This window comes from Paenibacillus sp. PastF-3 (assembly GCF_029893135.1).
Lineage (GTDB): Bacteria > Bacillota > Bacilli > Paenibacillales > Paenibacillaceae > Paenibacillus_AQ > Paenibacillus_AQ nitricinens.
In genome coordinates this window covers 291490-317900 of sequence record NZ_JARXWM010000001.1, presented here as the reverse complement: position 1 = coordinate 317900, position 26411 = coordinate 291490, and the positions used below count along the sequence as shown (strand labels likewise).

General features: G+C 39.8%; 30 protein-coding genes. 4 read left to right on the top strand and 26 right to left on the bottom strand.

Annotated features, from left to right (window positions below; genetic code table 11):
- Window positions 1-90: 90 nt before the first annotated feature.
- The gene (locus M2444_RS01570) at window positions 91-951 is read right to left on the bottom strand and encodes a DUF421 domain-containing protein (protein WP_094876065.1); all 861 of its coding nucleotides are present in this window, start codon (window positions 949-951) and stop codon (window positions 91-93) included.
- A 206-nt stretch (window positions 952-1157) separates the two neighbouring features.
- Here M2444_RS01570 and M2444_RS01565 point away from each other — a divergent pair, with 206 nt between their 5' ends.
- Window positions 1158-1364: a DUF1657 domain-containing protein gene (locus M2444_RS01565; protein ID WP_036678243.1), complete on the top strand. Its 207-nt coding sequence runs from the start codon at window positions 1158-1160 to the stop codon at window positions 1362-1364.
- 86 nt (window positions 1365-1450) lie between these two features.
- On the opposite strand, the gene M2444_RS01560 is transcribed toward M2444_RS01565, so the two are convergent.
- The 9 genes from M2444_RS01560 to M2444_RS01520 form a co-directional block, all read right to left on the bottom strand.
- Entirely contained in the window at window positions 1451-3199 is a 1749-nt protein-coding gene (locus tag M2444_RS01560) for a sensor histidine kinase (RefSeq protein ID WP_094876064.1), read from the bottom strand.
- A 16-nt stretch (window positions 3200-3215) separates the two neighbouring features.
- Window positions 3216-4796 (bottom strand): response regulator transcription factor, encoded by a 1581-nt coding sequence (locus M2444_RS01555; protein WP_280786061.1) that lies wholly within the window; start codon window positions 4794-4796, stop codon window positions 3216-3218.
- Between the two features lie 167 nt (window positions 4797-4963).
- Window positions 4964-6649 (bottom strand): extracellular solute-binding protein, encoded by a 1686-nt coding sequence (locus M2444_RS01550; RefSeq protein WP_094869893.1) that lies wholly within the window; start codon window positions 6647-6649, stop codon window positions 4964-4966.
- Window positions 6650-6721: 72 nt separating this feature from the next.
- Complete coding sequence (locus tag M2444_RS01545) at window positions 6722-7618, bottom strand: carbohydrate ABC transporter permease (protein WP_042127373.1); 897 nt, start codon at window positions 7616-7618, stop codon at window positions 6722-6724.
- 29 nt (window positions 7619-7647) lie between these two features.
- Window positions 7648-8616: an ABC transporter permease gene (locus M2444_RS01540; protein ID WP_094869814.1), complete on the bottom strand. Its 969-nt coding sequence runs from the start codon at window positions 8614-8616 to the stop codon at window positions 7648-7650.
- Window positions 8617-8879: 263 nt separating this feature from the next.
- A complete protein-coding gene (locus tag M2444_RS01535; protein ID WP_280786060.1) occupies window positions 8880-10100 on the bottom strand; it encodes an FAD-dependent oxidoreductase in 1221 nt (406 codons plus the stop codon).
- An 83-nt stretch (window positions 10101-10183) separates the two neighbouring features.
- On the bottom strand, window positions 10184-10744 hold the full coding sequence (locus M2444_RS01530) for a YeeE/YedE thiosulfate transporter family protein (RefSeq protein ID WP_280786059.1): 561 nt from the start codon (window positions 10742-10744) through the stop codon (window positions 10184-10186).
- 22 nt (window positions 10745-10766) lie between these two features.
- Window positions 10767-10994, bottom strand: coding sequence for a sulfurtransferase TusA family protein (locus M2444_RS01525; protein ID WP_094869812.1), 228 nt, complete (start codon window positions 10992-10994; stop codon window positions 10767-10769).
- Window positions 10995-11059: 65 nt separating this feature from the next.
- A complete protein-coding gene (locus M2444_RS01520; RefSeq protein ID WP_042187846.1) occupies window positions 11060-11749 on the bottom strand; it encodes a YeeE/YedE thiosulfate transporter family protein in 690 nt (229 codons plus the stop codon).
- Window positions 11750-11923: 174 nt separating this feature from the next.
- Here M2444_RS01520 and M2444_RS01515 point away from each other — a divergent pair, with 174 nt between their 5' ends.
- Window positions 11924-12808, top strand: coding sequence for a LysR family transcriptional regulator (locus tag M2444_RS01515; RefSeq protein ID WP_280786058.1), 885 nt, complete (start codon window positions 11924-11926; stop codon window positions 12806-12808).
- Window positions 12809-12810: 2 nt separating this feature from the next.
- On the opposite strand, the gene M2444_RS01510 is transcribed toward M2444_RS01515, so the two are convergent.
- The 11 genes from M2444_RS01510 to M2444_RS01460 form a co-directional block, all read right to left on the bottom strand.
- Window positions 12811-13026 carry a sulfurtransferase TusA family protein gene (locus tag M2444_RS01510; protein WP_094869810.1) on the bottom strand — a complete coding sequence of 72 codons (216 nt, stop codon included), beginning with the start codon at window positions 13024-13026 and terminating at the stop codon, window positions 12811-12813.
- Window positions 13027-13059: 33 nt separating this feature from the next.
- On the bottom strand, window positions 13060-13494 hold the full coding sequence (locus M2444_RS01505; RefSeq protein WP_280786057.1) for an NUDIX hydrolase: 435 nt from the start codon (window positions 13492-13494) through the stop codon (window positions 13060-13062).
- Entirely contained in the window at window positions 13485-14378 is an 894-nt protein-coding gene (locus M2444_RS01500) for a PhzF family phenazine biosynthesis isomerase (RefSeq protein ID WP_280786056.1), read from the bottom strand. The genes M2444_RS01505 and M2444_RS01500 overlap by 10 nt, the downstream gene beginning before the upstream one ends.
- A gap of 37 nt (window positions 14379-14415) precedes the next feature.
- Window positions 14416-15144, bottom strand: coding sequence for a DUF5071 domain-containing protein (locus M2444_RS01495; protein WP_280786055.1), 729 nt, complete (start codon window positions 15142-15144; stop codon window positions 14416-14418).
- 164 nt (window positions 15145-15308) lie between these two features.
- A complete protein-coding gene (locus tag M2444_RS01490) occupies window positions 15309-15668 on the bottom strand; it encodes an LPXTG cell wall anchor domain-containing protein (protein WP_280786054.1) in 360 nt (119 codons plus the stop codon).
- Between the two features lie 215 nt (window positions 15669-15883).
- On the bottom strand, window positions 15884-16426 hold the full coding sequence (locus tag M2444_RS01485; protein ID WP_094876057.1) for a ClbS/DfsB family four-helix bundle protein: 543 nt from the start codon (window positions 16424-16426) through the stop codon (window positions 15884-15886).
- A 30-nt stretch (window positions 16427-16456) separates the two neighbouring features.
- Window positions 16457-16963 (bottom strand): DUF2569 domain-containing protein, encoded by a 507-nt coding sequence (locus tag M2444_RS01480; protein ID WP_280786053.1) that lies wholly within the window; start codon window positions 16961-16963, stop codon window positions 16457-16459.
- 46 nt (window positions 16964-17009) lie between these two features.
- Window positions 17010-17867, bottom strand: a complete 858-nt coding sequence (locus M2444_RS01475; protein WP_280786052.1) for a S66 family peptidase — start codon at window positions 17865-17867, stop codon at window positions 17010-17012.
- Between the two features lie 20 nt (window positions 17868-17887).
- Window positions 17888-18523, bottom strand: a complete 636-nt coding sequence (locus M2444_RS01470) for a pyridoxamine 5'-phosphate oxidase family protein (protein ID WP_280786051.1) — start codon at window positions 18521-18523, stop codon at window positions 17888-17890.
- A gap of 11 nt (window positions 18524-18534) precedes the next feature.
- The gene (locus tag M2444_RS01465) at window positions 18535-19296 is read right to left on the bottom strand and encodes a class I SAM-dependent methyltransferase (RefSeq protein WP_280786050.1); all 762 of its coding nucleotides are present in this window, start codon (window positions 19294-19296) and stop codon (window positions 18535-18537) included.
- The gene (locus M2444_RS01460) at window positions 19293-20279 is read right to left on the bottom strand and encodes a phosphotransferase (protein ID WP_280786049.1); all 987 of its coding nucleotides are present in this window, start codon (window positions 20277-20279) and stop codon (window positions 19293-19295) included. The genes M2444_RS01465 and M2444_RS01460 overlap by 4 nt, the downstream gene beginning before the upstream one ends.
- 147 nt (window positions 20280-20426) lie before the next feature.
- On the opposite strand from M2444_RS01460, the gene M2444_RS01455 reads away from it, so the two are divergent.
- Complete coding sequence (locus M2444_RS01455) at window positions 20427-20921, top strand: hypothetical protein (RefSeq protein ID WP_280786048.1); 495 nt, start codon at window positions 20427-20429, stop codon at window positions 20919-20921.
- A gap of 375 nt (window positions 20922-21296) precedes the next feature.
- On the opposite strand, the gene M2444_RS01450 is transcribed toward M2444_RS01455, so the two are convergent.
- From M2444_RS01450 to M2444_RS01435, 4 genes are all read right to left on the bottom strand, one after another.
- Window positions 21297-21770 (bottom strand): GNAT family N-acetyltransferase, encoded by a 474-nt coding sequence (locus tag M2444_RS01450; RefSeq protein WP_094874180.1) that lies wholly within the window; start codon window positions 21768-21770, stop codon window positions 21297-21299.
- A 24-nt stretch (window positions 21771-21794) separates the two neighbouring features.
- Window positions 21795-22490 (bottom strand): HAD family hydrolase, encoded by a 696-nt coding sequence (locus M2444_RS01445; RefSeq protein ID WP_280786047.1) that lies wholly within the window; start codon window positions 22488-22490, stop codon window positions 21795-21797.
- A gap of 75 nt (window positions 22491-22565) precedes the next feature.
- Complete coding sequence (locus M2444_RS01440) at window positions 22566-23615, bottom strand: Gfo/Idh/MocA family protein (protein ID WP_280786330.1); 1050 nt, start codon at window positions 23613-23615, stop codon at window positions 22566-22568.
- An 18-nt stretch (window positions 23616-23633) separates the two neighbouring features.
- Window positions 23634-24521, bottom strand: a complete 888-nt coding sequence (locus M2444_RS01435) for a sugar phosphate isomerase/epimerase family protein (protein ID WP_280786046.1) — start codon at window positions 24519-24521, stop codon at window positions 23634-23636.
- Between the two features lie 123 nt (window positions 24522-24644).
- Between M2444_RS01435 and M2444_RS01430 the strand changes: the two genes are divergently transcribed.
- Window positions 24645-25529, top strand: a complete 885-nt coding sequence (locus tag M2444_RS01430; RefSeq protein WP_280786045.1) for a helix-turn-helix domain-containing protein — start codon at window positions 24645-24647, stop codon at window positions 25527-25529.
- A 65-nt stretch (window positions 25530-25594) separates the two neighbouring features.
- Here the strand turns inward: M2444_RS01430 and M2444_RS01425 are convergent, their stop codons facing one another.
- The gene (locus tag M2444_RS01425) at window positions 25595-26389 is read right to left on the bottom strand and encodes a DUF3221 domain-containing protein (protein ID WP_280786044.1); all 795 of its coding nucleotides are present in this window, start codon (window positions 26387-26389) and stop codon (window positions 25595-25597) included.
- Window positions 26390-26411: the final 22 nt, after the last annotated feature.

Genomic DNA, 26411 nt, shown 5'->3' with positions numbered 1-26411 from the left:
ACTTTCTACTCCATTTAGCTGCAGACAAAGAAAGAACCGGAATGAATAACCGGTTCTTTCGTGTTTTTGTATGAGGTTTGTTAGCGCCCATCAACTTTGGATTAAAGGCTTTAGCACTTTCAAAGATGCTTGCAATTGCTCTGAGCACTGTTCATACATTTTTTTTGCTTTTTCATTATCTGTCGACAAACTGAACATTTCCAGATCCGCTTCACATTTTTTGAGCAAAGCATATAATTGTGGTTTATCTTGTGGCTGTGGAACTTTAAAGTTATCAGCATACAAATCGACCGTCAGCTCACCGTAAGAATCAACTTGCCCGAGAAATACATTCTCGACGGTTAGCCCCATTTTCTCAAGCGCTCCATCAAGCCAGCTGCGTGTCAGATTTAAGGTGTCTAGCGGTTTATCTAATACTTTCCCATCCATGATGACAGCTTGTGATTCTTTCTGTGGGGCTACCCTCACGCCCAGATCCTTTGCCGATAGCGGGAGATACTCCTTCTTAAGCAGAATATTTATCGCTCCGTCAGACTCCATAATCGCAAACTCAACTTCAGATATGTTGAATACATCTTTAGCACGAAGTTTCGCTAATAATTCATCTGTAGTCAAGAGTTCCTTTTTCATATTATCTTCGAGTATTTTACCGTCCTTAATAAGTACAGTAGCCTTAAAATCAATAAAATCTCTTGCTTTCTTACTCTTGGTCTGAACAAATTCAATACCAAGCGAACAGGCCACCCAAACCACAAGTGCAATCAGGCCCAAATGCCAATACTTATCCGTGTCCATAGAAATGTAGGCGGCCAAGCTACCGATGGTTATTCCCGTAATGTACTCAAAGAACGAAAGCTGTGAAACTTGTCTCTTTCCCAACAATTTCGTTAATAAGAAAAGGACTACCACAGCAAAGAGTGTTCGAACTACAACCTCCAACCACTCCGGCATTACAAATACCCTCCTTTTAAATCAACCCTTGTTTATTAACACTCATTATTTGTTAAATACGGTTTATTCAATCCTAAATTAGACTACTTTTTTATGGAAATCGGGTTACTTGAAAAGTTTGTATTTTTTTCCTGCATAACTAAAGTGGGGGTTGAGGACAATAGGAAACGTCATGCTAAAAACTTTAAACAGAGGAGAGAAACCTAATGACAGTAGCCTCACAAGTAAAAACATGTTTATCTTCTTTAAAAGGTGCACAAGCGAGCCTTGAGCAATTTGCACTTGAAACACAAAACGAAAGTGCAAAAACGTTATTTACAAATGCAGCTGAGCAAACGCAGCAAATCGTAACACAGGTAGAGAATCGGGTAACCGAATTAGAGTCTGAAGAACCTCAATACAAAGGCTTCTAAATTTATCACATGAACAATCAAGGGGTCTAAAAGCTAGCACTAGCTAGCTTTAGACCCCTTTCTCTATAACACAACACCAATGCGCCTTACTTTCTTTTTTTAGCAGGAATCAAGATCTGAACTGAAGTGCCAATTCCGACACGACTAAAAATAGTTACGCCATACTCAGGCCCATATTGCAGTTTAATCCGTTGATCCACATTACGGACGCCATAACCGGTGTTCGTATGACCCTTCGAATCGAATATTTGATCAATCCGTTCCTGTCTGATGCCTATACCATCGTCAATGATTCGGAAGAGAATACTATCGCCTTCCTTACGTCCTACTATCCGCAAATGAATGTGATCGCCGCACCAAGCATGTTTTAGCACGTTCTCGATAAAAGGTTGTAGAATCAGTTTAATAGTCTCGTAAGGCCAGATCTCTGTATCAAAATCAAACATAACCTCCAAGCGGTCACCATATTTAATTTTCTGGATTTCTAAATAGGCGTTGGCTTGCTCAATTTCGGTTGGAACCGGAATCATCGTACGGCCTTCATTTAGTGTTAAACGATAAAACTTCGCTAACTCCAGTACCATCTTCTGCAGCTTCTCATTTTGACCAAACTTGGCTAATTGAATAATAGACGACAAAGTATTGTACAGGAAATGTGGGTTGATTTGCGATTGTAGGATTTCAAGCTCCGCTTCTTTCTTCTGGAGCTGCGTCAGATATACCTCTTTAATCAACATATCAATATTCTCACCCATATCATTCAGCGCAGTTGCTATCTGAGAGAATTCATCCTTCCCCCGATATTTTATACGCTTGTGAAGATCACCTTCCCGATAAGCATTAAGTACATAAACGAACTTATTAATCCGAATCGAAAAATAACGGGATATAAATATGCCTACAAAGCTAAAAACCACACAGCATATGAGACACATTAAAATAATAAACAAACGTACCTTCATTGCATCCTTTTCAAGGATTGCAATTGGAACAAGCGCGATTAATTGCCATGCTTGGTTAGCAACCATAATCGTTTCTTTAATCGTAAGGTAATCCTTATTTAGTTCGGCTTCATTAGTATAGTTCTCCGGTAGTTCACCCGATTGATACATCGTTCTTCCAAACTCATTTTTTATAATTAAATTACTTCCTTTTCCTATCTTCGTATAACTGACACTGTCAAATAGATCTGGAATTCTTACATTAATCCGCAGGAATCCTATCTCTTTAGGCTTAAGAGGTTCGTATGTATCAATTAGTCTACGGAGCAACGAGATGCGGTTATTCTCTACATCGCTCTCGATCTGCCACCATTTCATAGTTTCTGCGTACTTTTCAGTTGGAAAATCATAGTACCAGGATTTACCTTCAATTCGTTTCATGTGGTAGAGATGATAAAAGCTACTATTATCCAAATAGCCCTCAAGTGAATTCGAATAGATCTCAGGGATCGATTCATTCTTTAAGAATAGCGACATTCCTATCTTCACACCTGTAGATTGAATAGCTACGTCAAGCTTCGGCAGCACCTTCTTAGACATCCGATCGTAATTTTCCCAGCCTTCCTCATAACTTCGAAGATTTCGATAAAAATCAAAATCACTGTATAATTGCGTTGATATTCGAGTAACTTCGTCCATTTTATAATCAATATTGTCACGTATCTGCAATAACGTCCCTTTAATATTCGTATTGATATGTTCGCGTAATGAATCATTATACATGGAATGAGAGACGAACCCTATCAAGGATATAGGAATAATAATAAAAAACATATACGTCAGCATTAACTTATACCCAATCGGCACATATTTATGTCTTCTTCGCATTTTCATAGAACATTATCCCCCATCACTTGTCGCGCTTACGATACTCCATAGGTGTCATACCATAAGCCTCTTTGAACTGTCTGCTGAAATAAGGGAGATACCGATAGCCTACCTTGCTAGCGATTTCATAGATTTTGCATGTCGGATCTTTTAAAAGCTTGCCTGCTTGATCCATTCGAAGCTGTGTAAGTACTTCGCTGAACGTTTTCCCAGTTTCCTCTTTGAATAGGTAACCCAAATAGTTAGGGGAGAAAGAGAACTGCTGCGCAATATCTTTAAGCGTAAAGTTATCGCTCATTCTGTCCTGCATCGTTTGGATGATTTCTCTAATCAATTTATGGTTCACTGAATCTGATTTACTACGCAGGTACTCTGAGATCTCAAACGTTTTGAGTACGAGCCATGAGCGAATATCGCTGATCGTATCGAATTGGTGTAAAACATCTAAACTATGTATCTCCATACCTAAAATTTCAAATAAATCCTCACTAACATCCTTTAACTGCTGATCCAGCTTCCAAATGATATACATGGCCAGATTATGAATCGTGAATTTGGATCTTAAACTACTTACAGAGCGGAATAACTTGTCTATCTCATCATAAATAAGAACTAACTCATACTCTTTCACCGCTTTAAACAGCGTATCCATACGGGTATCTAACATACGGGCATCGATCATCCCCGGTTCGCTGCTAACGGTTTCATACATAATTAGATTGCCCTTGCCAATAAACATTTTCCCGTCCACAGCTTCCATAGCTTGTCGATAGGAGATATGAATCTGTTCCATAGAAAATGTTGGTTTGCCTACACCTACAGTCATTGTGACTGGAAACTTCGCTCGAATCGAGGCGTAAATATCCGCAGTAAACTTTTCCATTTCCTGCTCGTTAATCAATAATGCAATCCGATAGGCCGATACCTTGTAACAATGTGGCATTCCGTGCTTCTGACCTATTCTATTCACTTCATAAAGGAAGTCCTTGGCCATTTGATGTTTAGATAGATTATCCTGTCCTTGAAGCCAGTTGAAGTAGTCAAGCTCCAAGACAGCTACACGAACAGGCCAATTCAGCTTATCCAAACCGTATGACTTCACAAGCGACAACATTCCGGCCTGGCTACCCTCTTCCCATTCTCCTTCGAATAAGCGGATTAACAAATCATTTTTGGCCATTGGAATCATATGCTGATAGGCTTCTTCAACATCACGGCGCTTACGTTCATCGTCTAAATCCTGCCTTACTTTCTGAAGTGCAGCAATGAGTTCACTATCATCCATGGGCTTAAGGACGTAACTATACGCCTTTAGTGACAAAGCTTGCTTAACATAACTGAAATCTTGGTAACCGCTTACAAATATCACGCGTATATCCTTTTTTTTCTCTATGGCAATTCGGGCCAGCTCAAGACCCGACATATTCGGCATATTCACATCACTTACGATAATATCAATCACATGCTGGTCTAAAATATCGCACGCGGTAAACGCGTTATTTGCAGCCTCCACAACTTCCATACCAAGCTCATTCCAAGGAATAAATTGTCTCATACCTTCTAGATCCAACATCTCATCGTCTACTAATAATACGTTGTACATCAACAAGTCCCCCTTTGAAATGCATTAATCAATCCTGTAAATTCTACCATTACTCTTTCCCAGTATACCATTCATAAATTTGTCTAACAGTCTATAAACAATGAGTCATCAGAATACAACGTAAAAACGAAGGCTTGCCTATTAGCAAACCTTCGCATTACTAATTATTATTTTCCTAAAGCTTTCTTGTTTTCTGTCCATACTTTTGTAACATAATCAAGGAATTTCTCATAGCCAACCTTCATGGAATCATCATGAGCTTTGTCAAGAATGGCTAATGCTTCTGCATCGGTCTTCGCATACATTGATTTCGCTCTAGCAGTTAGCCAGATATCTCTTACGCTTTGTCTGATAATGCCTTCTTCACTGTCTGGAGCCGGATCCCAGTTTAGGAACTCTGTAAAATCGCCTTGTGAAGCCCACGTTACTTCCATCTGCCAGCGGTTACTAAAGTCGATCTTGTCAGCTGGAAGGGTTTGCAACATCATTTTCTTCGTATTATCCAAGAAAACCGTGTTTCCTACCCAAACCAAGTCACCAGCCTTGCCACTGATTTCAGATAATGCTTCTGGCTCATTCAGATATTTTTCTTTATTGAATTTAGGAGTAAGTCCATCTGCTTCAAATCCATCCCAGTATGCGTCTGGTCCGGGAGGGCCCCAGTTAAGCACCATAGAACCTTCTGCACCTGTCATCCAATCAAGCATTGCGAATACAGCTTCTGGATTTTTAGCGTTTTTAGTGATTGTAGCAACGTTCCAGCCTAACTGATTGTACGTTCCCGGAGTGATTTTACTTTGATCCAAGCCCGGTTTGTAGATTGGTTTAATAAACATATAACCCTCTTCCGGATTTTTCTTCTTCATCTCTTCATCAGCAGTAGCGAGCAATTTCATCGGATCGAATGTCGCAATCACAGCGAACTTGCCATTCATCGCTTTCTCTCTAATTTGGTCTTCTGTTTGGGTGTTCGCATCCTGTGTCATAAGCTTCTCACGCATTAATTTAGCACCAAAGACAACGGACTCACGGAACCCTTCATCTTTGTAAATGGAAGCCATTTTGTCGCCATCAGGTACAGCGTATATTCTAGTATACGAAAGGTTATTCTCTTTAAAAGAGGAGAACAACTGATCAATACCGTTACCATCTTTAGCTAAGCCAGTCTCAAACGGAATAACATCTGGGAACTTCGCTTTAACAGCATTTAAGTAAGCATACAAATCATCCGTAGTCTCTAGCTTTGGAGAACCAAGTTCTTTGTATATTTTCTTATTGATTGCATAACCGGCATTGCCGTTTGGCTGTGTTGTATAGTAATTCGGCAGCTGATAGATTTTCCCATCAGGAGAACGAAGCAATTCCAAATGTCCAGCTGTTAAGTACTTTTTAAAGTTTGGATATTTATCAATATATTCATCCAAAGGAACTAGCATATCTGCTTGACGAAGACGCTCTACGTCAGCACCTTTCTCCGTCCACACAATATCCGGTAGCTCGTTACCAACGATCATCGTTTGCAGCTTTTGAGCATTATTTCCACCAGAACTAATTCCAGTGACATTGATTTTCAAATTATCTAAAATCCATTTAGAAGCAGCATCTTTGCCCCATTTCGGCATTTGATACCAGCCGTAGTTTCCGTAGAATGATACTTCAAGCGGTTCTTTCCCTAACTCATACAAATCAGCCGCTGGAGCTTCAGTCGCTGTGTTAACCGCTGTTCCTCCTTCTTTCGCTGGTTCAGCAGTTGCAGCTGGAGCACTTGAATTGTTGCCACTACACCCCGCCACCACTGTCGACAATAGCAAGGTAGACAACGTTCCGAGAAGCATCTTTCTCTTAGTCTTCAATGTATTTTCCCCTTTCAATTTGTAATCTATGTTCAAAGCAATACGCTCTAAACCCCATCTCATTCTATCATCCTACTCTTTCAATGATCCGACTAAGACCCCTTTAACGAAGAATCTTTGCAGGAATGGGTATACACATACAATCGGAATGGTTGCAACCATGATCGTAGCCATCGTTAATGACTTCGACGTTATTTTCTTGGCTGAGTTAATATGAGCAATGGAACTTGCATCTACATTAGACAGCTGTTCAGAAGCAATATTAGAGAACAATATCTGTCTCAAGATGGTCTGAATCGGCATTAACTCTTCTTTCGTAATGTAAATACTCGCTACGAACCACTCATTCCAGTGATTGACTGCTGTGAACAATGATAATGTTGCGATGACAGGCCCTGACAAGGGAAGTACGATTCGGAGAAAAGTTCCCCAGTATCCGCAGCCATCAATCTTTGCTGACTCCTCTAAACCTTGCGGAAGACCTTGGAAGAAGGTCCGGAATATGATCATATTCCATACGCTGACAAGCGCAGGAATAATAAACACCCAAAATGAGTTGAAGAGGCCTAAACTTCTGATAAGCATGTATGACGGAATGAGTCCCCCACCGAAATACATTGTAATGATACACATAATCATGTAGTATTTGCGACCCATTAGTTCGCGCTTCGACATCCCATAAGCAAATATCGAAGTAGCCAATATCGCTGTTACTGTACCAATTACCGTCCGCAATGTTGCAATGACGAATCCACCCATTAAACGAGAATCTTCAAATACGATCTTATAATTCTCAAGCGTGAACTCACGGACCCAGAAAGTAATTCCGCCTTTGGAAGTATCCATCCCCTCATTAAAAGAAATCACAAGTGAATTCCAAAATGGATAAAACGCGGAGAAAGCCAGTAAGGTCAAGAATACATATATGAATCCAATAAACAATCGGTCTCCTATGTTAGTACGTTTCATAATTCAGTCCCCCTATATTGAGTAATTCATTACCACAAGCTGTTTCCCGCTCTTCTGGCAATGAAATTTGCAAAGGTAAGTAATGTCACACTGATAACGGCCTTGAATAATCCGATAGCAGTCGCATAGGAGTACCTGAAGTTATCTATACCGACACGTACAACATATACATCAACTGAATCTGATACCTCTCGTAGAGCCGGATTGGAAGCAAGGATCAAAATATCTTCAAATCCTGCATTCACCAGATTACCGATAGCCAGAATCATAAAGATGATCACAACTGGCATAATGGAAGGCAATGTTATCAAATATATTTGTTTAAAACGGCTCGCACCATCCATCGAAGCAGCTTCGTATAAGTGCGGATCAATACCAGCAATGGCAGCTAAGTAAACGATTGAGGCAAATCCAATTTCCTTCCATACATTGGTTGTAACTAAAATTCCCCAGAAATATTCGGTCATAGAAAGGAAATTAATCGGTTCATCAATAAATCTCAATTTCTCAAGCAGCATATTTATACTGCCATTATCTACGGATAGCATCGAAGTAACCATCGAGCCGATAACCACCCAAGATAAGAAGTGAGGCAAGTATGTAACGGTCTGAATTACTCGTTTAAAAAACATCTTACGAACTTCATTCAGCATTAACGCCAGAATAATTGGTGCGGGAAATCCAAAACAAAACTTCAGTAAACTAATGATGATTGTATTTTTCATAACCACTTCAAATTCAGGTGCATTAAAGAAGTAAGTAAAGTGCTTTAATCCAACCCAATCACTGCTAATAAAGCTATTCCCTAACTTGTAATCCTGGAAAGCAATTAGAATACCGTACATGGGGATATAAGCAAAAATAAAAACTAATACGAGTGCTGGCAATACCATAAGCTGTAGATCTATTTGCTTAAAAAAGCGTCTTATCCCGCTGGTCTTATGCTTGCCGAGATCCGGTCTTGATGTCTTGTCTGGTGCGACGCTTGCGTTCGCCATATGTAAGTCCTCCTAAACCTAGATTCATATAAATAAAGCATCTTTCATGGCTTTCTCTCTTTTTGCAGCCTTGGCTCTCCTCTACTCTCCCTCCGTTGATTTGCTATCTTATGAATTAATCTTAATATCTAAGCGCTTTCAAAGGTATATGACAAAACAACTATTATTGATACTTTGACACTTTCTTGAAATAGCTCGTCCAATTTAATAAAAGCATAATTAATAAAAGCCCTATGCAGATATCTCTGCATAGGGCTCTTCCATCAATTCGTTAGAGCATTCAATATGTTATCACTTATTTTGTCTGTAAGTACCCTTTGGATCTTTCCATCATCCAGATAAACTATAGAAGGTACTGAATCTATTCCCAGCTTGGCAGCAAGTCCGGGTGATTTATATACGTCAACCTTTGTGACCCTGGTCTCAGTATGGGATTGTTCAAACGCTTCAATGCGCGGTAATAGCTCCCGACATGAAGGATCAGTTGCATTCCATAAATAGACAACGGATGGTTTTCCTTGATTTAGAATTTGATGCTCGTAAGTCTCACATTCAGAGATGTACTTCTCTGCACCATACCCTGCAATGGCACCATCACCGACAGCTGTAGCCACTTGCTTAAGGAACTTATCACACACATCCCCTGCTGCGAATACACCAGGTATATTCGTTTCCATTTTTTCATTGACAAGTACATATCCATTTCGATTCAACTCGACTACACCTGAAAAAATTTCTGTGTTCGGTGTATAGCCAATAAATAAGAAACATGAATCGACCTTTATATTTTGCAAATCATTCGATTTTAGATTTTTTAAGACAACGGAACTCAAGCGCTCTTCGCCCTCGAAAGAACTTACTACCGTATTCCACATGAATTCCATTTTAGGGTTTTCTAGTGCCTGCGTTTTGGCAATTTCATTACAATCCATTTTGCCAAGATCATGAATGACAGAAACGATCACTTTATCTGCAAACTTAGTCAGAAACATCCCTTCCTCAATAGCTGCATCACCACTGCCAACGACCATAACTGTCTTCCCTGTATTTGCCGCAGCGTCACAGGTTGCACAGAAAGAAATCCCTTTATCATATAAGAACTTATCTTCATTAGCAGCTCCAGTAATTCTTGGCTTGCCACCACTAGCAATGATTATGACCTTGCACTCATAACGAACCCGAAAGGTCTCCACTACCTTAATATCTTCCGCTACCGAAACAGATTTTACATCTGTCATTTTAAAATCCACACCAAATTTCTTAGCTTGTTTATGAAATAATCCCATAAGGTCTGTACCGGTCGTACCTTCAGGAAAACCAGGATAATTTTCTATTTCATTAGTATAAGTGGCAAGACCACCTACCAGTGATTTTTCCAAGAGAAGAGTCTTTAATTTTGCTCGTCCACAATAGATTCCCGCTGTTAATCCAGCAGCCCCGCCACCGATAATAACGACATCATACTTTTCAGTCTTCTTTTCCATTTCTTTTGTCCCTCCTGTGAGTCTGTTCCTTAATAAAATAGGCTGACTCTCGTCAGCACTATAAGCTCAGCCTATTTCACTTTTCACATAAAGAATTTGGCTAATAATTTACTGCCTATAAATGCACCTACCAGCAAGAACAATCCAAAAATCCAACCTGAAAGCGATAATGAAGCTATAGCCGTAAACAATGCACCAATATTACATCCATTAGCCAGTCTAGCTCCGTACCCCATAAGCAAACCACCAAGAGCCGCTGCTACAACCTGCTTTTTGGACTTAATTTTCTTCAGCTTGAATTCGGAAGCAAACAAAGTTGCTGCTAAAGCACCTAATATAATCCCTACATTTCGAATGGAACCACCATCATTCAAAAATCCGGAAGATAATGTTTTTTGAGCTTTCTCAGTACTAAAGTACGCCCAGTTATCTACATTTCCTCCTACCAGGCGATACGCCCAAGCTCCCCAGTCTGCAAAAGCACTTGTTACTCCCCATCCTTTAGAGAAAACAGCCAGATGTGCTGTAGCGAACACAGCGAGAAGTACAGCTCCAGTTACATAAGTAAACGGTTCTTTGAGCAATTGCTTGTAAAAGCGGTTAGACGATATCTTCAACCAGAATTCATTCACCGTTTCATTCACCGTCCTTTCCTACTCAGCGATCCTATTTTACCTTCTCAATAACAACTTCCCACTCGCCATCATCGACCTCTTCGATTTCCACATGATGTCCCTGTTTTCTCGCCCATTCTGGTACGTTTTTCATTGCGCAGCTATGATCAATAGCAACAACAAGAACGTCTCCAACATTTAGTTCAGTCATCTTCTTTTCTGTTCTCATTAACGGAACCGGACAAGCTTCTCCCATGCAATCAAGTGTAAATTCAGACATTTAAAAAACCACCTTTATATTTTTTTGAATTACTATTAGTGAAAATATTCACGTAATAACTTAAACTAATCTGCGCTTCCCATCTTTTTCTCTTGCCATTTAACTGCAGCGATGTACAACAGAAGAATTATCAGGAACTGAACAACCAGTGCTCCAAGCCAACCGAATACATCAGGCAAAAATACAGTTGGTGCATCCTTTATAACGTTAGCTCTCCACCACCCCATATCATGTGATCCCCAAAGTGAACCAATGACAAAGAATACAAGCGACAGCATCTGCATCGTGAACCCTTCACCTACACGCATCAATGTACCCGAAGCGCAACCACCTGCAATAACCATGCCAATTCCGAATAATACAGCGCCAATGATCAAAGCCAAGCTGATCTGACCCACATTATCCATCCCAGGAATCGGCTTACCTTCCAGAAACGCTGGGTACTTAATCGCTGTAAATCCGATGGTTGCAAGGGAAAAAGCAATCAGAACCGCTCTTGTAACTGATGTGCTGCCTGTAATACAGGGATCTCTTAGTGATGCAGTAAAGCAGAAACGTGATCTTTGCAAAATAACGCCAAACGAAATACCGAAAAGCAGGTAGACAACCATTTTATCGTGGGAATGGTCTAGGAAAAAACCAAACCCAATAATGAGAGCTGTGACCAGCAACGCGATGGGCAACTGACTCTTTTTAGGTTTTCTTGGAGCTCTGGTTCGGGTTGATCTCGTTTCGGGACTTACGGTTTGCCCCATAGTCTAACACCTCCATCGTTTTTATGTAATTGACTATGTGAAAATAGTAACACACTTATTTGAGCTGTAGTTATCGGCTTTCTTTATGCTGTATAAGTGTTACTAATGGCACAGATGAAGCGCAATCAAGTATGCTATAGTGTGCACTAACAGCGGACAACAGGAGGAATAAGTATGAATATGGAAACGCTTAAATTCTTTTTAGATATTGCAACGTTAAAGAGCATTTCTAAAGCCGCTCAGAAATCTCATATCACCCAATCCGCACTTAGTCAGCAGTTGAAATCCTGGGAGAGTACCTTAGGGTCTGAGCTTTTTGTGCGAAGCAACAAAGGGGCCAGCCTAACAGAAGCAGGAATTATTGTAGAGAAATATGCGGGGCAAATCATCAAATTGTATGATGATATGGTCACAGAGATCAATCATTTACAGCCAACACAACATGAGCTGTCTATTTATGCGATTCCAGAAGTCTGTAATTATGCCCTGCCATGTACCTTATATGAGGTAAAAAAACATTTTCCCAATTGCCATATTACTCTAAACGAAGGGGCATCGTCACTAGTAGAAGAACGTTTGCTTCTTGAAGAAGGTGATATCGGGTTTATTTCCGGTCCCTCTCCAAAATCAGAATTAAGCTCACATATGGTATTTTCTGATCAAGTTATGTTGGTGGCAAGCCATACGACCGTTTGTCCTGATAAAATCACACTGAATGAGCTCCCCAATTATCCTTTAATCTGGTCCTCACAGCTTCACTGTGTGCAAAGGGCTTTGAATACCGTGTCAGTGGGCGAGCTTAAATTAAATATACTATTTAATCTAGACTCTCTTGAGGCGGTAAAGCTTGCTGCCATTAGAGGGCATGGTCTCGCCTTTCTCCCTTATATGTCCATAAAAAAAGAGTTGTATAGTAAACAACTCAAGATCATTCCTATTGATCAGTTCCAGGTCAATAACGATGTCTACATGATAAAGAAACAAAATCAGCGCTGTGACAACGATACGAAACAATTAGTTCGATATATTGAAAAGACTTTAGTAGATACTTTGTGTTGAGCTTAAGCCTCAATCGTAATTTCCCATACTCCATTAAACACTTCTTGAATGGAACAGTTTAAATTTGAACCACGACAGTAATCCGTGATAGAAACTTTCGCGCAGCTATGATCAGTGACTAGCATTACCTTTTCACCCTTCTGAATAGCTTTTTGATGTTTTTTTAACATGAGTACAGGTACTGGACAGATTTCACCCAAACAATCAATTTCTATCATGATGCTGCCTCCATTCCATAGATCATTAAAACTCTAGTAATGACCCAGCATAATCTTCTTCACAAAAGGGGGTAATGCAAGGCTGTTTAATTGTTTAATTTCTATCCACTCTGCCCCATCAGAATCTATTCCGTCCCCATCGGTCTTAAGCTCAAAGCTCACATCTGGCAAGGAAACATTATAAATGATGCCTATATGGTGTAACTCTTCTAACTGGGTATCATTGTATGGATAAACTAACGTATAGGAAATGGAATCATGAAGCAATCCTTTTAAACTTGTAATTCCGGTCTCTTCCCAAAACTCCCTCTTAAGGGTCTCATAAGGTTCCTCTCCAAACTCTATAGATCCACCTGGAAAGTCCCACTTTCCCGTATGAGGGCCTCTTGCTTTCTTAATTAGTAATACTTTATCGTTCTTCACTAAGACTCCATACACTCCAAGCTGAGTATATTTTATCATTTCCATAAATCCACCTCCCCCACAAACACCGCAGTTCCAGAAATAAAAACATCCATTCTATCAGAATCTAATCGATACACTTCTACATTTACTTTCCCATCTCTACCGATTTCTTGTCCTTGTTCTACATCAAATTGGATCGAGTCCATATGCGGATCAATATATTTCAAATAATAAGCCCCCATAACTCCCGATGCTGTACCTGTTACTGGATCCTCGACGGTTCCCGAAAAAGGCGATGAGAAATGTCTAGCGTGCATTAAAGCGTGCGGATCAAGCGTTTGGAGTGAGAATGGGTGTACAGATGCTTTTGGAAGCTGCGTTAAAATGTCTGGAAACAATGAATTTATCGGCTTCATTTTATTAAAGCTATCTATACTCTTAATTGGGACTAATAGAGTCCATGCGCCAGTACTGCCATAAACAATAGGTTTACCTTCTTCTAATTCATCCACATGTAATCCTAAGGCGTGCGCAAGCTTAACCCTATCACCGTCAAATTCAATAAACTCCGGTTGATCTTGCTTCATTTTTATTAGTAAGTGATTATTGTTGTCCATACTGAATTGGATGGGTAGCACACCCACATTTGTTTCGATCTTTACCGAGCTAACCTCTCCAAGGATACCCTTTGTTTTCAAAGCAAATAAAGATGCCATTGTAGCATGTCCACAAAGATTGATCTCATGGCCAGGAGTATAATATTTAAGCCTTAAATCAGCTACATCTGATGAGATTACAAAAACTGTTTCGTTAAAACCGACTTTATGAGCTATTGATTGCATTTCACTTTCGCTTAAATGATCAGCTTCTAACACTACTCCCGCAGGATTCCCTTTGTTCGGATAAGGAGAAAAAGCATCATAATGAAGGACTTTGACATTGTTCACTGATCTGTCTCCTTTATGTAGATTGAATATAGACTGACTAAGTGAGAAACTCTGCTGTGAAAATCTCTATTTCGCTTAAAACTTCTTGGCGGTTAGATATCGCTTTACATATATAAAAACGGTCTTTATTGTGCTCATGAAACTGTTTAATTTCATTAGGCTGCTGATCGAAGAATTGTTTATGAAGAGCTTCACAATCAATTTCAGGATGAGTATCATGAAGTTCCTTGAGTTCAAAAGCAATGACATCTTTTTTACACTGGATTATTTCACAGACCACATCTTTTGCGTATATACCGTGAGTTAATAAGATTCTCAATGCCGAAAGGTCATTGGCTTTTTCCTGTGAAATCTTAATTAATTCTGCTTGTATCTGTACGACTTGTATCGTATTCCAATGATTAATTAATACTTCAAAAATCCAGTACACCCATTCTTGATCTTCGCTGTGTTGATTTAGTACATCTTTAACATATGGAATCATCGGATCCCCTATTTCAAGTAAAAAATCAGCTATTTCCCCCGCGCCTGGCCAATTCCTATCTTGTATCCATTCAAGTAAACCCGGCAATATGCTTTTCACACGTGGATATCCTAAACGTATGACTGTTTCAGCCGCTCCATCCCAATATTCTTTTGAAATAGGCTGTAATAATAAATGAAGATCTTCATCCCTTATGTATTGTAACTTCTTCATTGCTTCTTCCTTTTCATCTTCGGGCGTGCCCCAGGATAACTTTTTGATTACATTAGATACATTTTCCATTACATCCACCTTCTCGTCATCATTTCGTCATCACTGCAAGCTTCATGGATAACCTATTTGGAAGCGCAGCATTTCCCATCTGGTTCAAATCCCCTACCATAAATAAATCTTTAACCGTTTATAAAAGGCAAAAGACCCTGTCACCCAAAGGCATACGGATAACTCTAAACCTTTGATTTCTTTCGTTTCATTATCCATATTATTAATAACACAATAATTAAAGACCCTAGTATAGAAATCCAGATCGTTTTACTTTCCAATTGACCATTGGCATATTGACCTTTATTAATGGCTTTGACAAATTCAGCTTCGTGGGTCTTAATGGCAATGATTTCTTTTGGATCAATATTCTTAATTGAATAATATGGTGTGCCCTTAGGGTAAGTATTTGAAAAGTTGCCGCTATACGTTCCTTCGTGGTCTGAATATCGTTTTACTTGCCCTATCTTAGCCCAGTCCGCGTTCATAGAGCGCATTGGCATTAAAGCAACAATGGTTAAAATTACAATAACGAACTTCTTCATTACAACCTCCTCTATCTACGAGATTCAATTGCTTTATAGAGTTCATTAATGCTCCACCTTTATTTAATCCTTCAATAAGTTCTGCTATACCTGATTTTCCTACGACCCCAAACCATCTAGCAACTTCTAAATAGGCGATCTCATCAAAACATGGAGTTCTACGATAATGCCAAAAAGCCCCCTTCAGATTTCTCATTTTAGACGGAGGCTTGAGTTTAATCTTCATTCTTATTGGTGTTAGAGTGTGAAATAATCTTTTTCCATTTACGAATCTTCGAACGAAAAGTCTTAAACGGTGCTACTGAATTAATATGAATCCATTTGACCATCGGCCATCTTGGATTGTTTCCTGTCCATTTCCGCACACCTTGCGTAAAGAGCTCTTCATCACTTAAAGAATCAATCCAGTTCTGCCATTGTTGTTCTGTCTCTTTCAATAAAGATCTTAATTCGGCTAATGAGTTAATGGCATAGGTATGATAAAACGATTGATATAATCCGCCAAGTTGATTCCATTTATAATCCGGTGAAGGCATAATGACAGTTAACCCTGCTTTTTCATCCCTATCCCATTTCATCACTAGGTTTAGCCATCCCAATTGATAGGCAAGAATTTCTGCGGGAGTACGGTCGACTCCTTCCATACGAGTATCTTTTTGAGCATTTTCAATGCCCTCAAATTCAAGATCGAGAGATAAATAGGCAGTATGTATAGCATTTTTCAATGCCTCTTTAGATGGGTAGTCGTGTGTAGACATCATAACTCTCCTTTATGAACCATCACTAAATCACTTTATAAAGGTATTTTTTACACGCTCTGATTTAATAAAATACGCAATCCAAATTGCACTCGTCATCACAGGTCTAATAATATTCCGGAGTGACTTTCCAGTTTCAAGTTCTCTTACAAGAGGAATTTGTATAAGAAGTACGTAATCAATGATTCCGACTAAGGGTACCAGCACATAAAAAATAATTAATAATCGAGGTAATATCGATTTCTTCCCATAGAAATTAATTAGTATGTATACACTGAAAAGCAATATAGCTAGAGTTAATACTATTTCAAAAACAACGGTAGCTCCCCATAAAGGATGATAAAATTCTGATTCGTTTGATGTTAAAGCAGTCCAGACTTCAGTATCAAACATCATAGAAGTATTCTGGAAAAACTGCATGATCTGAATGACAATCGTCCCATAAAGACCAATCTGAACAAGGATTAGCCATCCCCCAAGTCCTGACACTCCTAAAGGTTTGTAATTTTTTTTCTCTTCGATTATATTTGTTTCCACGACAACGCTCCCTATTTTTACATCTAATGGATTATCAAAGGTTTCCTTATAAAGTTATATTCTCACCCACAACAATACACTTACTGTCACTACCATGCCCGATCTCGTTCGTCTTCACGATAGGAATCCCGCTGATCTCCTTCAAATACGTTTCAACGATTGAAAATTCATTATAGCTCTCAAGCTCAGTAAACGACCCAAGAATCACTCCAGCACATTTTTCAAAAGTTCTAACTTGCTGAAGCTGAGCAAATAAGGAGACGATTTTGTTAGCTCTACCACTTAAACTCTCTAAGAATAAAATCCTGTTCGAAGGGTCTGGAAAATAACTTGTTCCTGCCAGCTTCAAGAAACATCGAATATTCCCGCCAATTACAATCCCACTCATCTGGTTCCCACGGACCCAATGAAAGTCGAAATCGTAAAGATCGTTATGTCCTTCGAAAAATGTGCGATAAAAAGCAGCTTGCTGCTCCACCCCATCAGAAGATACGAGATTCATCAACTGATAATGATAGGATCTTGAATTACTTTGCGTATATAATGCGTTTAAAATGACTGACAAATCACTCATTCCGAAAAAAGGCTTTGGATGTAATCGAATAATATTGTAGTCTATATACTCCAAGATCTGGTTCGCAGAATCCCCACCTGAAATATCAAAAATTGCATTGATTTCCTCATTTTCAAATAGACGATTCAGCTCCCATGCTCTTTCCTTAGGGCTCCCACTGAAATAACTATCTCTTCTAAACAAGGTGTTGGACATTACAACCTCTAGCCCAAACGAATTCATAATTCTAATTAATTTTTCTACTTTAGGCAGGTTCTCTACTCTCACACCATCAGAACAAGCGATAAGTCCCACTTTATTCCCTCGAGTGAGCTTTAAAGCTATACTCATCTCAGTTCTTCCTCTCATTTCTAATATAACCGGTTCTCATAGCTATCCTTTAATGACTTGGATACATCCTCTTGAGAGAGCCCCAGTTTTTTTGCATGCTCTGCTATGATTACCGAGGGTTTAGGCAGCATTTCTTTCAATGGCCAATACGTATTGTCCCATAGATGTGATCTCTTAAAAGCTTTAGCACAATGCATATAACATTCTTCCACTTCAACAGCAATGCCCAATCTTGGTAGTTTCCCTTGAGCCTCCATATGAACCAATATTTCAGGATCTTTAATAATCCTTGCATGCCCATTTATTCTTAAGGTCTCTTCCAGTCCGGGAATAATAAAAATCAAGCCTACTTTAGGGTTGGAGATGATGTTACGCAAAGAATCAAAACGCCGATTACCAGGGCGCTCAGGAATTACTAAATGTTTGTCATTTAACACATATACAAAACCTGCAGCATCCCCACGTGGAGATACATCACAATAGCCAGAAGAATCACTTGTTGCTATAAAGAGTATTGGTGATTTGGAAATATAATCTCGGCAATGGTGATCGATGAAGGTTATACTCTTGTTATTTACCAATTCACTGGGATATCCATACATTGATCTTAATTCTTCTTCAGAGTCTATAACTTCTTTGAAAATATTATGGTGCATCTTTCTCCCTCCTACTTTCGCAGTTTAAAAACCAAAAAATCGCTGCAGCGAAAATCCTCCTCAAATGACGGATACTTCTCAATCATTTCAGCAGATGGCTTCGGCTCAATCATTTCTTCGATGTGAAAACCAGCCCGCACAATCGTATTTACATAACTGGATAACGTCCTATGAAAAAACAGAAACTTTTCCTCTTGATCTATAGGGAAGTTTTGATTATAAGTGCCCTCGAAGAAATAATTATCCACTTTCCAATACAGCTTTTCTCCGGTATCCGACTTCACCCATCCGCTGCCTGGGGTTACAAAGCAAGGGTGTAGAATTGAGAATATAAATGTCCCACCATCCACTAACAATCGGTTCATTTCATGAATCGCCATCTCATAATCGGATAAATCATGAAGCACCATATTGGAAACGATGAGATCAAAGCTCTTATTTTGGAGAAAGCTAAGCTCTTCACAATTGCCATGTCTAAAAGTAATCTTTAAGTCTTCCGGTGATTTACTCGTAGCCAGCTGAATCATGTTCTGCGAATAATCAACGCCAGTTACTGAAGCCCCTGCTTTAGCAATCATTCTGCTTAAATACCCTTCACCGCAACCTGCATCTAACACCTTCTTATTTTCAACTGAACCCATGAGCCTGAATAAGGTTGGATTCAAGAAAATTTCTCGATGGATATCCCCAGTTTCACCATACGAAGATGAGATCAGTTCTGCGTATTTATCCCATCTTTTTATAGCATCTGTACTGCTCAGTTCACTTTTCATTTGATCACCTCTAAATTTCTGAAATAATCCATTTTACTATCGATAAATCCATTGTCAAAGTCAGCTTGACCAATTAATTCACCTTCATCAAAACATAAAGCAAACAACCAAAGCTGTCTAAGCGCAACGAACATAGGAACAGCACTAATATCATTGTCACTGAGGTCTCTTAAACTTTTATATCCATTTAAAAATGCTGCCCATAACCGTTCTACTTCATCTTTATCATGGCCACTATGAATCTCTCTTGCCAATCTAAACTCGGCGATATCATAGGCTCTCCATCCGTAACCACAAATATCGAAATCATAATGTGTTAGCTTACCCTCGTCAGTGAAAGCCACATTCGTATTCCCATGCAAATCACCATGGCAGATACCCCAGTCTAAACCCGCTTCCAGATTCTTTTCCAACTCCGCTTTTAATCGCATTACTAGGTCATACAAGAATTGATAATCCTCTTGTCGATGTTTCATATATTGTTTGATCGTATGAAGAGGTTTCTCAATTAAATGTTCAAAATCTAGTGTGCCCCTCACATGTTCACTCTTAAAATTATCTGTAGCTTTGTGGATTTGTGCAACTGCCTGACCAAATAAGTAACTGTCTTCTACAGCATGAATAGGCTTTTCATTTCCTTCAGCATAACTAAACATAACGCCATACTTCACACCCTCAGGCACCAGAATTTCATTAATCATGATCCCATCTTTTCGAGGAATAGGAATGGAGACGTTTACACCTTTTTCTTGCAAATCGTGCAATAACTCTAATTCAAAATCAATCTCCGATTTACTCCGTCTATCCGCTCGATAAACACGAAAGATGTATTTTTCCAATACCGTCTCTAAGATGTATGTATCGTTCATGCCTCTAAGAAAATACTGCAGCTGTACTGGTTCTGGAATTTCATAATGTTCTTTAATATGTAATAATAATGCATCTGTTGCTAACAGTGAGTATGTAATAGGAAAAAAATTCAAGTATATCCCATCCCTTTAGGTATTTGATAGTAACACTTACACAATACCATATATAGGTAGTTGAATCATTTCCTTCTTATATTGACGAAACCAATGTATGGTAATATAAGTATAATAATACAGAATTAAATACATGGGGGTGCTCGAATGCGTAAATCACCGTTGATATTGAGTATAATTTTATTATCCCTAACGTTAATTATGGGCTGTAGCTCAGAAGTGGATGATGCCACTAAAGCCGCTGAGAAGTACAAAAATGTGGAATATACCGTTAAGGTTAAAGAGGATTTATTTTCCGAAGAATCCATTCTAGCGCGAAATGAAGAAATGAAACCCTATTTTACGGAATACTATACTGAAAAAGCGATTGGGAGCCGAATCACAACTATCCCTTACAATATCGCTAATAAACAAAAGCTTTCTTTAAAACCAGATCACCTAAAGTTCACCCTTTCCGAACAAAAGAAAGATATTGTTGAGTTAAAATATACTTGTGATCTGGTTTTGTTGGATAAGGATGACAAAGAAAGTAAACGTGTCCCTTTAGAGGGAATACTGACTATGTTTGATGTGGATGGTCAATGGTTAGTGCAAGGAGATCGTTTTGACTCAGAGGCTTTAATGAAATTGATTTATGACTAAACCTTCTTATTTTGAAAAAAAGAGGGTGTCCCAAGGTTCCTTTTTTTATGATTTTAGAAGATTTGTAGAAACTTTACCCGCTTAAATAGCGGAGAGAACGGACTGATTGTGGAAAAGCGTCAGCGGTCGCCTTGGTCTCCGGATTTTCACCGCGCTTAGGGGAATGAAAAAAATTTGGAGAGCACAGCGATTGGAACAACGATCCGTTCGCGAATATAGATATTACCCCGATTTTTAGGGAGGAATTCCCTGATTCCATTCATTTAGAGCAATTATCGGCTATTTTCAGGGAGGTTTTCCCTAATTACTCCAAAAAAAAAGAAGCTGCCCCATAAGTAGAGTAGCTTCACTACTTTTGAGACAGCCTCCTTTGAATTACATTAACTTTTTGCTCATCCGATAATTAACTAACAGAACCCCTCTTCGCTCTACACTTTGTTTCATCATAAGCTGGTATCCATGTCGTTCAAAAAAGGGCTTAGCTGTAATACTTGCTTCAGTATCCATTTCGTGAAGACCCAGTTCTCTCGCCTTCTGTTCAAGCTTGTGCAGGAGAGCAGAGGCTATGCCTTGGCTTTGGTAATCTTTATGGACATAAAGACGATCTAAGTGTCCTTCCACCGTCATATCCGAAAAACCAACGATACATTCGTTAATTTCAGCTACATAAGTAATGTTGTGACCTAATGAAGCACTCCAAGTCTTAAGCTTGTGTGCTCTTTCCTCATTAGGAGCCCAAGCGTCAAGCTGTTCCTGTGAATAGTGTCGTTTATTTACGGAATGAACCGTCGCATAGAACAATGAGATAAGCTGACTAATATCTGATTCTTGATAAACCCTAATTTCCACTATGAGTTCTCCTTGCTGTCATGGCTACAACCCCACTACATCTTTAAGCTCCAAAAGAGAACTAATCATATAGTTAGGCTTGAGGTCTTTAGGAATCTCTATATTTTGACGATTGTAATAGCAGAAGTCAATGTCAGAATTCACAGCACCATGGTAATCATCCTGTAAAGAATCACCAACGAACAGCACTTCATGATTGCTTAGCTGGAGATCTTTTAAAGACATTTCAAAAATCTGTTTATCAGGTTTTCGGATGCCCACTTCATCGGAGATCATAATGGATTTGAATATTTCATAAATCTTACCAGCTTGCAGTCTTTTTCTTTGTGCCTCACTGATCCCATTGGTGATGATTCCCAGCGCATATTTATCTTTAAAAGAGGTTAAGATCTGTTCCGCTCCTTCTTCAAAATAACAGGAATTGCAAAAATAATTCCAATAAGTATCTGACAGTTTACTGTGCAGAAGTTCTTCCTGTTTAAGCGTGTCTCTAAAAGAATATCTCAATACCTCTCCTATGGTCTTCACCTCACCACCACCCACATAGTTCATCCAATGGCGAAAATTATGACCTGAGAACTCTCCATAAAATAAAGACCACGCATCAGTATCTTCAACAAAGAGATTATGATCGGTACAGGTTCTTTTCATTGCTTCAATTTCACAAGTACTATAATTTATTAAAGTATTATCTAGATCAAATATAATGGCTTTGTACATAATATCCTCCCGAATAATGTTCTTATCTATCATAACATGAACATTAGCGTTTGGATAAAATTAACAAAGGGTTTCTCACAGCTCTGCGGTATTCATGAACTCCACCAGATTAATTTTTCGGCCTGTTTTAGCACTTTCCAGCGCTCCGAATACCATTGCCATACTATTACGATTATCTCGACAATTCGTCTCTGCAGGACGTCCCTCTGCTAGCGACAGGAACATTTCCTCCAGACAGCCGTGATGGAAGGTCTTGTTCATCGTAATCACTTCGCCATTTACACGTTCAACGTCGCGAATAAATTTATCGCTCTGGTCTCCTGTTGCGACTACTTCTGCATATGGCAAATCATGCCCATCCCAAATCGCAGTTCCTTTTTCCCCATTAATCCGCCAAGCTGCTTCCCATGAGGTAGAGGCACCTTCCGCACACCAAGACCCCTGATAAGTAAATATGGAACCATCCGACATCTCAAAAATACATACTGCTGATGCATTTCCCTCATACCATGAACCAGGAGGATTAAATTCCTGACAGTAAACAGATACAGGATTCGCACCACTAATGAAACGGGCCTGATCAAAGGTATGAATCGCCATGTCCAGCAGCAGCGGACTTGCCATGACCTCACGGAAACCTCCGAAATGAGCGCCGAGGAAAAAGCTTGCACCGATAAATCCGGTTCTTCCAATCGTACCTGATTCGATGATTGTTCTTAAAGAACGAATACGAGGATCGTAACGGCGGTTCTGCATCACGGCATGAGCATTTCCGGTTCGCTCCGAGATCTCAACGATCTTATTACATTCCTCCATCGTCTCAGCTAAAGGTTTCTCACTAAACACATTACAACCCAGCTCTAATGCAGTGCTAGAAATATTAAAATGACTTCCTGGAACGGTTACATCAAAAACTAGATTTGCATCGGTCTCCTGGATCGCCAGTTTAATGTCAGTAAACGTCAGACAGGGAATTTCATGTTTCGCGGCCATCGCTTGAGCTGACTCCAGCCGTATATCTACAAGGGCAACAATTTGAATATCGGAACGTGATAAAGCGTATTCAATCCAGGCGTTAGCCATTCCTCCACAACCTGCAACCGCTACACGGTACTGTGCTGTCATCATTCTCCCCCTCAACGGTTAAAGTGGATTAGGTACAAAGCTACCACCCCGGCATTGTTTTAAATAGTTCAAAGCATGAACTTGTCCCATCATCTCCAGCTCATCCCGATAAACTGGATCATGCCAGCCTTCAATATCAATGGTGCCTTTATAACCTGCCTGACGCAAAATAGAAATGATATCCGTCCAGTTCGTATCTCCAAAGCCCGGAGTACGATGCCATACATAAGGCTTAGGGCCGTGGATTCCATACTCTTTTACGATATCCCATGCGATTGTGGCATCCTTGCCATGTACATGAAAGATCTTATCTGTCCATTTACGTAGCTGTGGTATCGGATCAATCAACTGCACCATCTGATGACATGGCTCCCATTCGAGTCCAATATTGTCAGCAGGTACAGCGTTGAACATCTTCTCCCAAGATAATGGATTGTGAGCAATATTCCAGTCACCTGATTCCCAGTCTCCACCCATTGAACAGTTCTCAAAGGCGATTCTCAAACCGCGATCCGCTGCTCTTTTGGACAACTCTCCAAATACCTCAGTAAACTTCGGAATGGATTCATCAATGGACACCCCTGGCAACCTTCCCGTAAAACCTGATACCATATCCGTTCCGAACAAATGAGCATGATCAATCAGTCGCTCCCAGCTCGCTAGTACATCGGAATTATCACCCGCATTCGTCAATGGATTGCCGAAGATCCCAACGGTGGAGATCACGAAGTCATGTTCTGCTGCAAGCTCTTGCACACGCTTTCCAGTTTCCACAAGATCTGTTTCCCCTGTAGTTTGCCAGAAGGTTAAGCTAAAAGATTCAAATCCATGTCCTACAATTTGCGGGATCACTCTGACAGCATCTCCACCACCCACTAATGTTCCAATTCGCATTGTATCCTTCATCTTGTGACCACTCCAATATTGGTTTATAGTAAGTTCTATAATCCGAGTATAACCTGCTTTTGTGCTTAAAACTCTTATTATCTTGTGTTTATATAGTCGTATCTTGTGGGAGTTGAGTGAATTATGAGCTATCCCAATGATCTTAAAGAATACCCTCAATTAGAAGGAAGCAACTATCCGTTTAGATTGTTTTTTAATGAATGCAGATATGCAAAAGCCGGCCAGAACATTCTGTTTCTTCATTGGCATGAGCATTTCGAAATCATCATGATGCAGGAAGGCAGTGCCATCTTTCACATAGACAGTAAGCCGTACGAGCTACATCCCGGAGAGGTATTATTCGTTCCTTCTGGGGGATTACATGTTGGGTACAGTCTGCGGGAAGATCATGTTCGTTTTATATCCATCGTATTTCATCGTTCTTTATTTAAGGATTGGAAGCAAGATCCACAGCACGAGCAATTCGTAGCTCCCTATTTAGAGCACCGATATCAACTTCCGGTTAAACCTGCGGCGCTTGTTCCAACCTGCTCCACTTACTACTCCTTGCTGGACACCATCGTAGATGAAGTGTATCAGAAAGGTCCTGCTTTTCAATTAATCATCAAAAATCAACTGCATCTGCTTTTTGTTTTGCTTTCCCGTACCTTTTTGCCTGAGCAGGCTGCTAGTAACACGAATGAACGTCATTCCTTCAACCGCGAGCGTTTCAAGCCACTGCTGGAGTACATGGAGAACCACTTTGATGAGAAAATGACCATTGAGAGCGCCGCCAAATCTGTAAATCTAAATCCGTATCATTTCTGCAAAACCTTTAAGAAGCTAACGGGTCGGACCTTCATCGATTATGTCAATCTGTGCCGAGTAAATGAAGCGGAACGGCTGCTACTAGAGACCGATTTCACAGTGACGGAGATTGCTGGAAAAGTGGGCTGCGATAATCCTAATTATTTTACCAAGCTGTTTAAGCAATATAAAGGGATTACCCCTTCAGGGGTTCGAAAATAGGAGATTCGATCTCTATACACGAAGAATAGCACCGTTTGCCCTACCAAACGGTGCTGGCTATAGGATTATTCCTTAGCAGCAAGTTCCATCCGCCGCACACTTGCTTGCGCAGGAAAGGAATCAGCCACCATACCAGTACTCCATAGCTTAATCTGCTGCCCTACTTTCAAATCCTTAAAATGGATCGATTCCCCAGCTTCGTTAAACATTTCAGATTTCTCATTAAATGAGAACCAGTAAGAGGGCTCTTCGTTTCCAGGCTCCAGAATCAGAATCCGCTTCGCCTGTTTGGTATCGATATCTACGATTTGACCTATTATATGTGGTTCGCCTAGCTCTGAAATGTCGTAGGTCAACATATCCGGAGCGATCCATTTTTCTATCTCAAGTATGGCAGTGTCAGCATAATCAGATGGAATTGTGATCGTTACTTTATTACCAATCGTATCCACACTGGAACCGTATAGATTAAGCTTCTGGTAGAGTTCTTGTTTATGCAAAAGCTCCTGTGCAGCTAATAACTCTTGCATCGAATATTTAACATCATGGAGCTCATAAGTACCTGCCGCGAAAGTCTGAGCAAACCGCTGCTCAATCTGCGAGTTCAAACCCACTATATTGATATGAACCTTATTATCCTGTAGATAGATATCTCCGTTAGGAATCTTCTGAGCAGATAGGAAAGCTTTAACCGCTTCAGGATCTTCTATTCCATCGCTCGCAGTACCCAAGATATCTGGAGTTGCAGTAATTGCAGCAGTTGGAGCCGGCTCCTTGTTCGATTGTTGATCTTCTGAACAACTACTTATGAACAGGATAGCAGCAGAAATCCATATCCAGCCGCTAATCTTGATCCGCATCCTTTTCACTCCCTCACTCTTT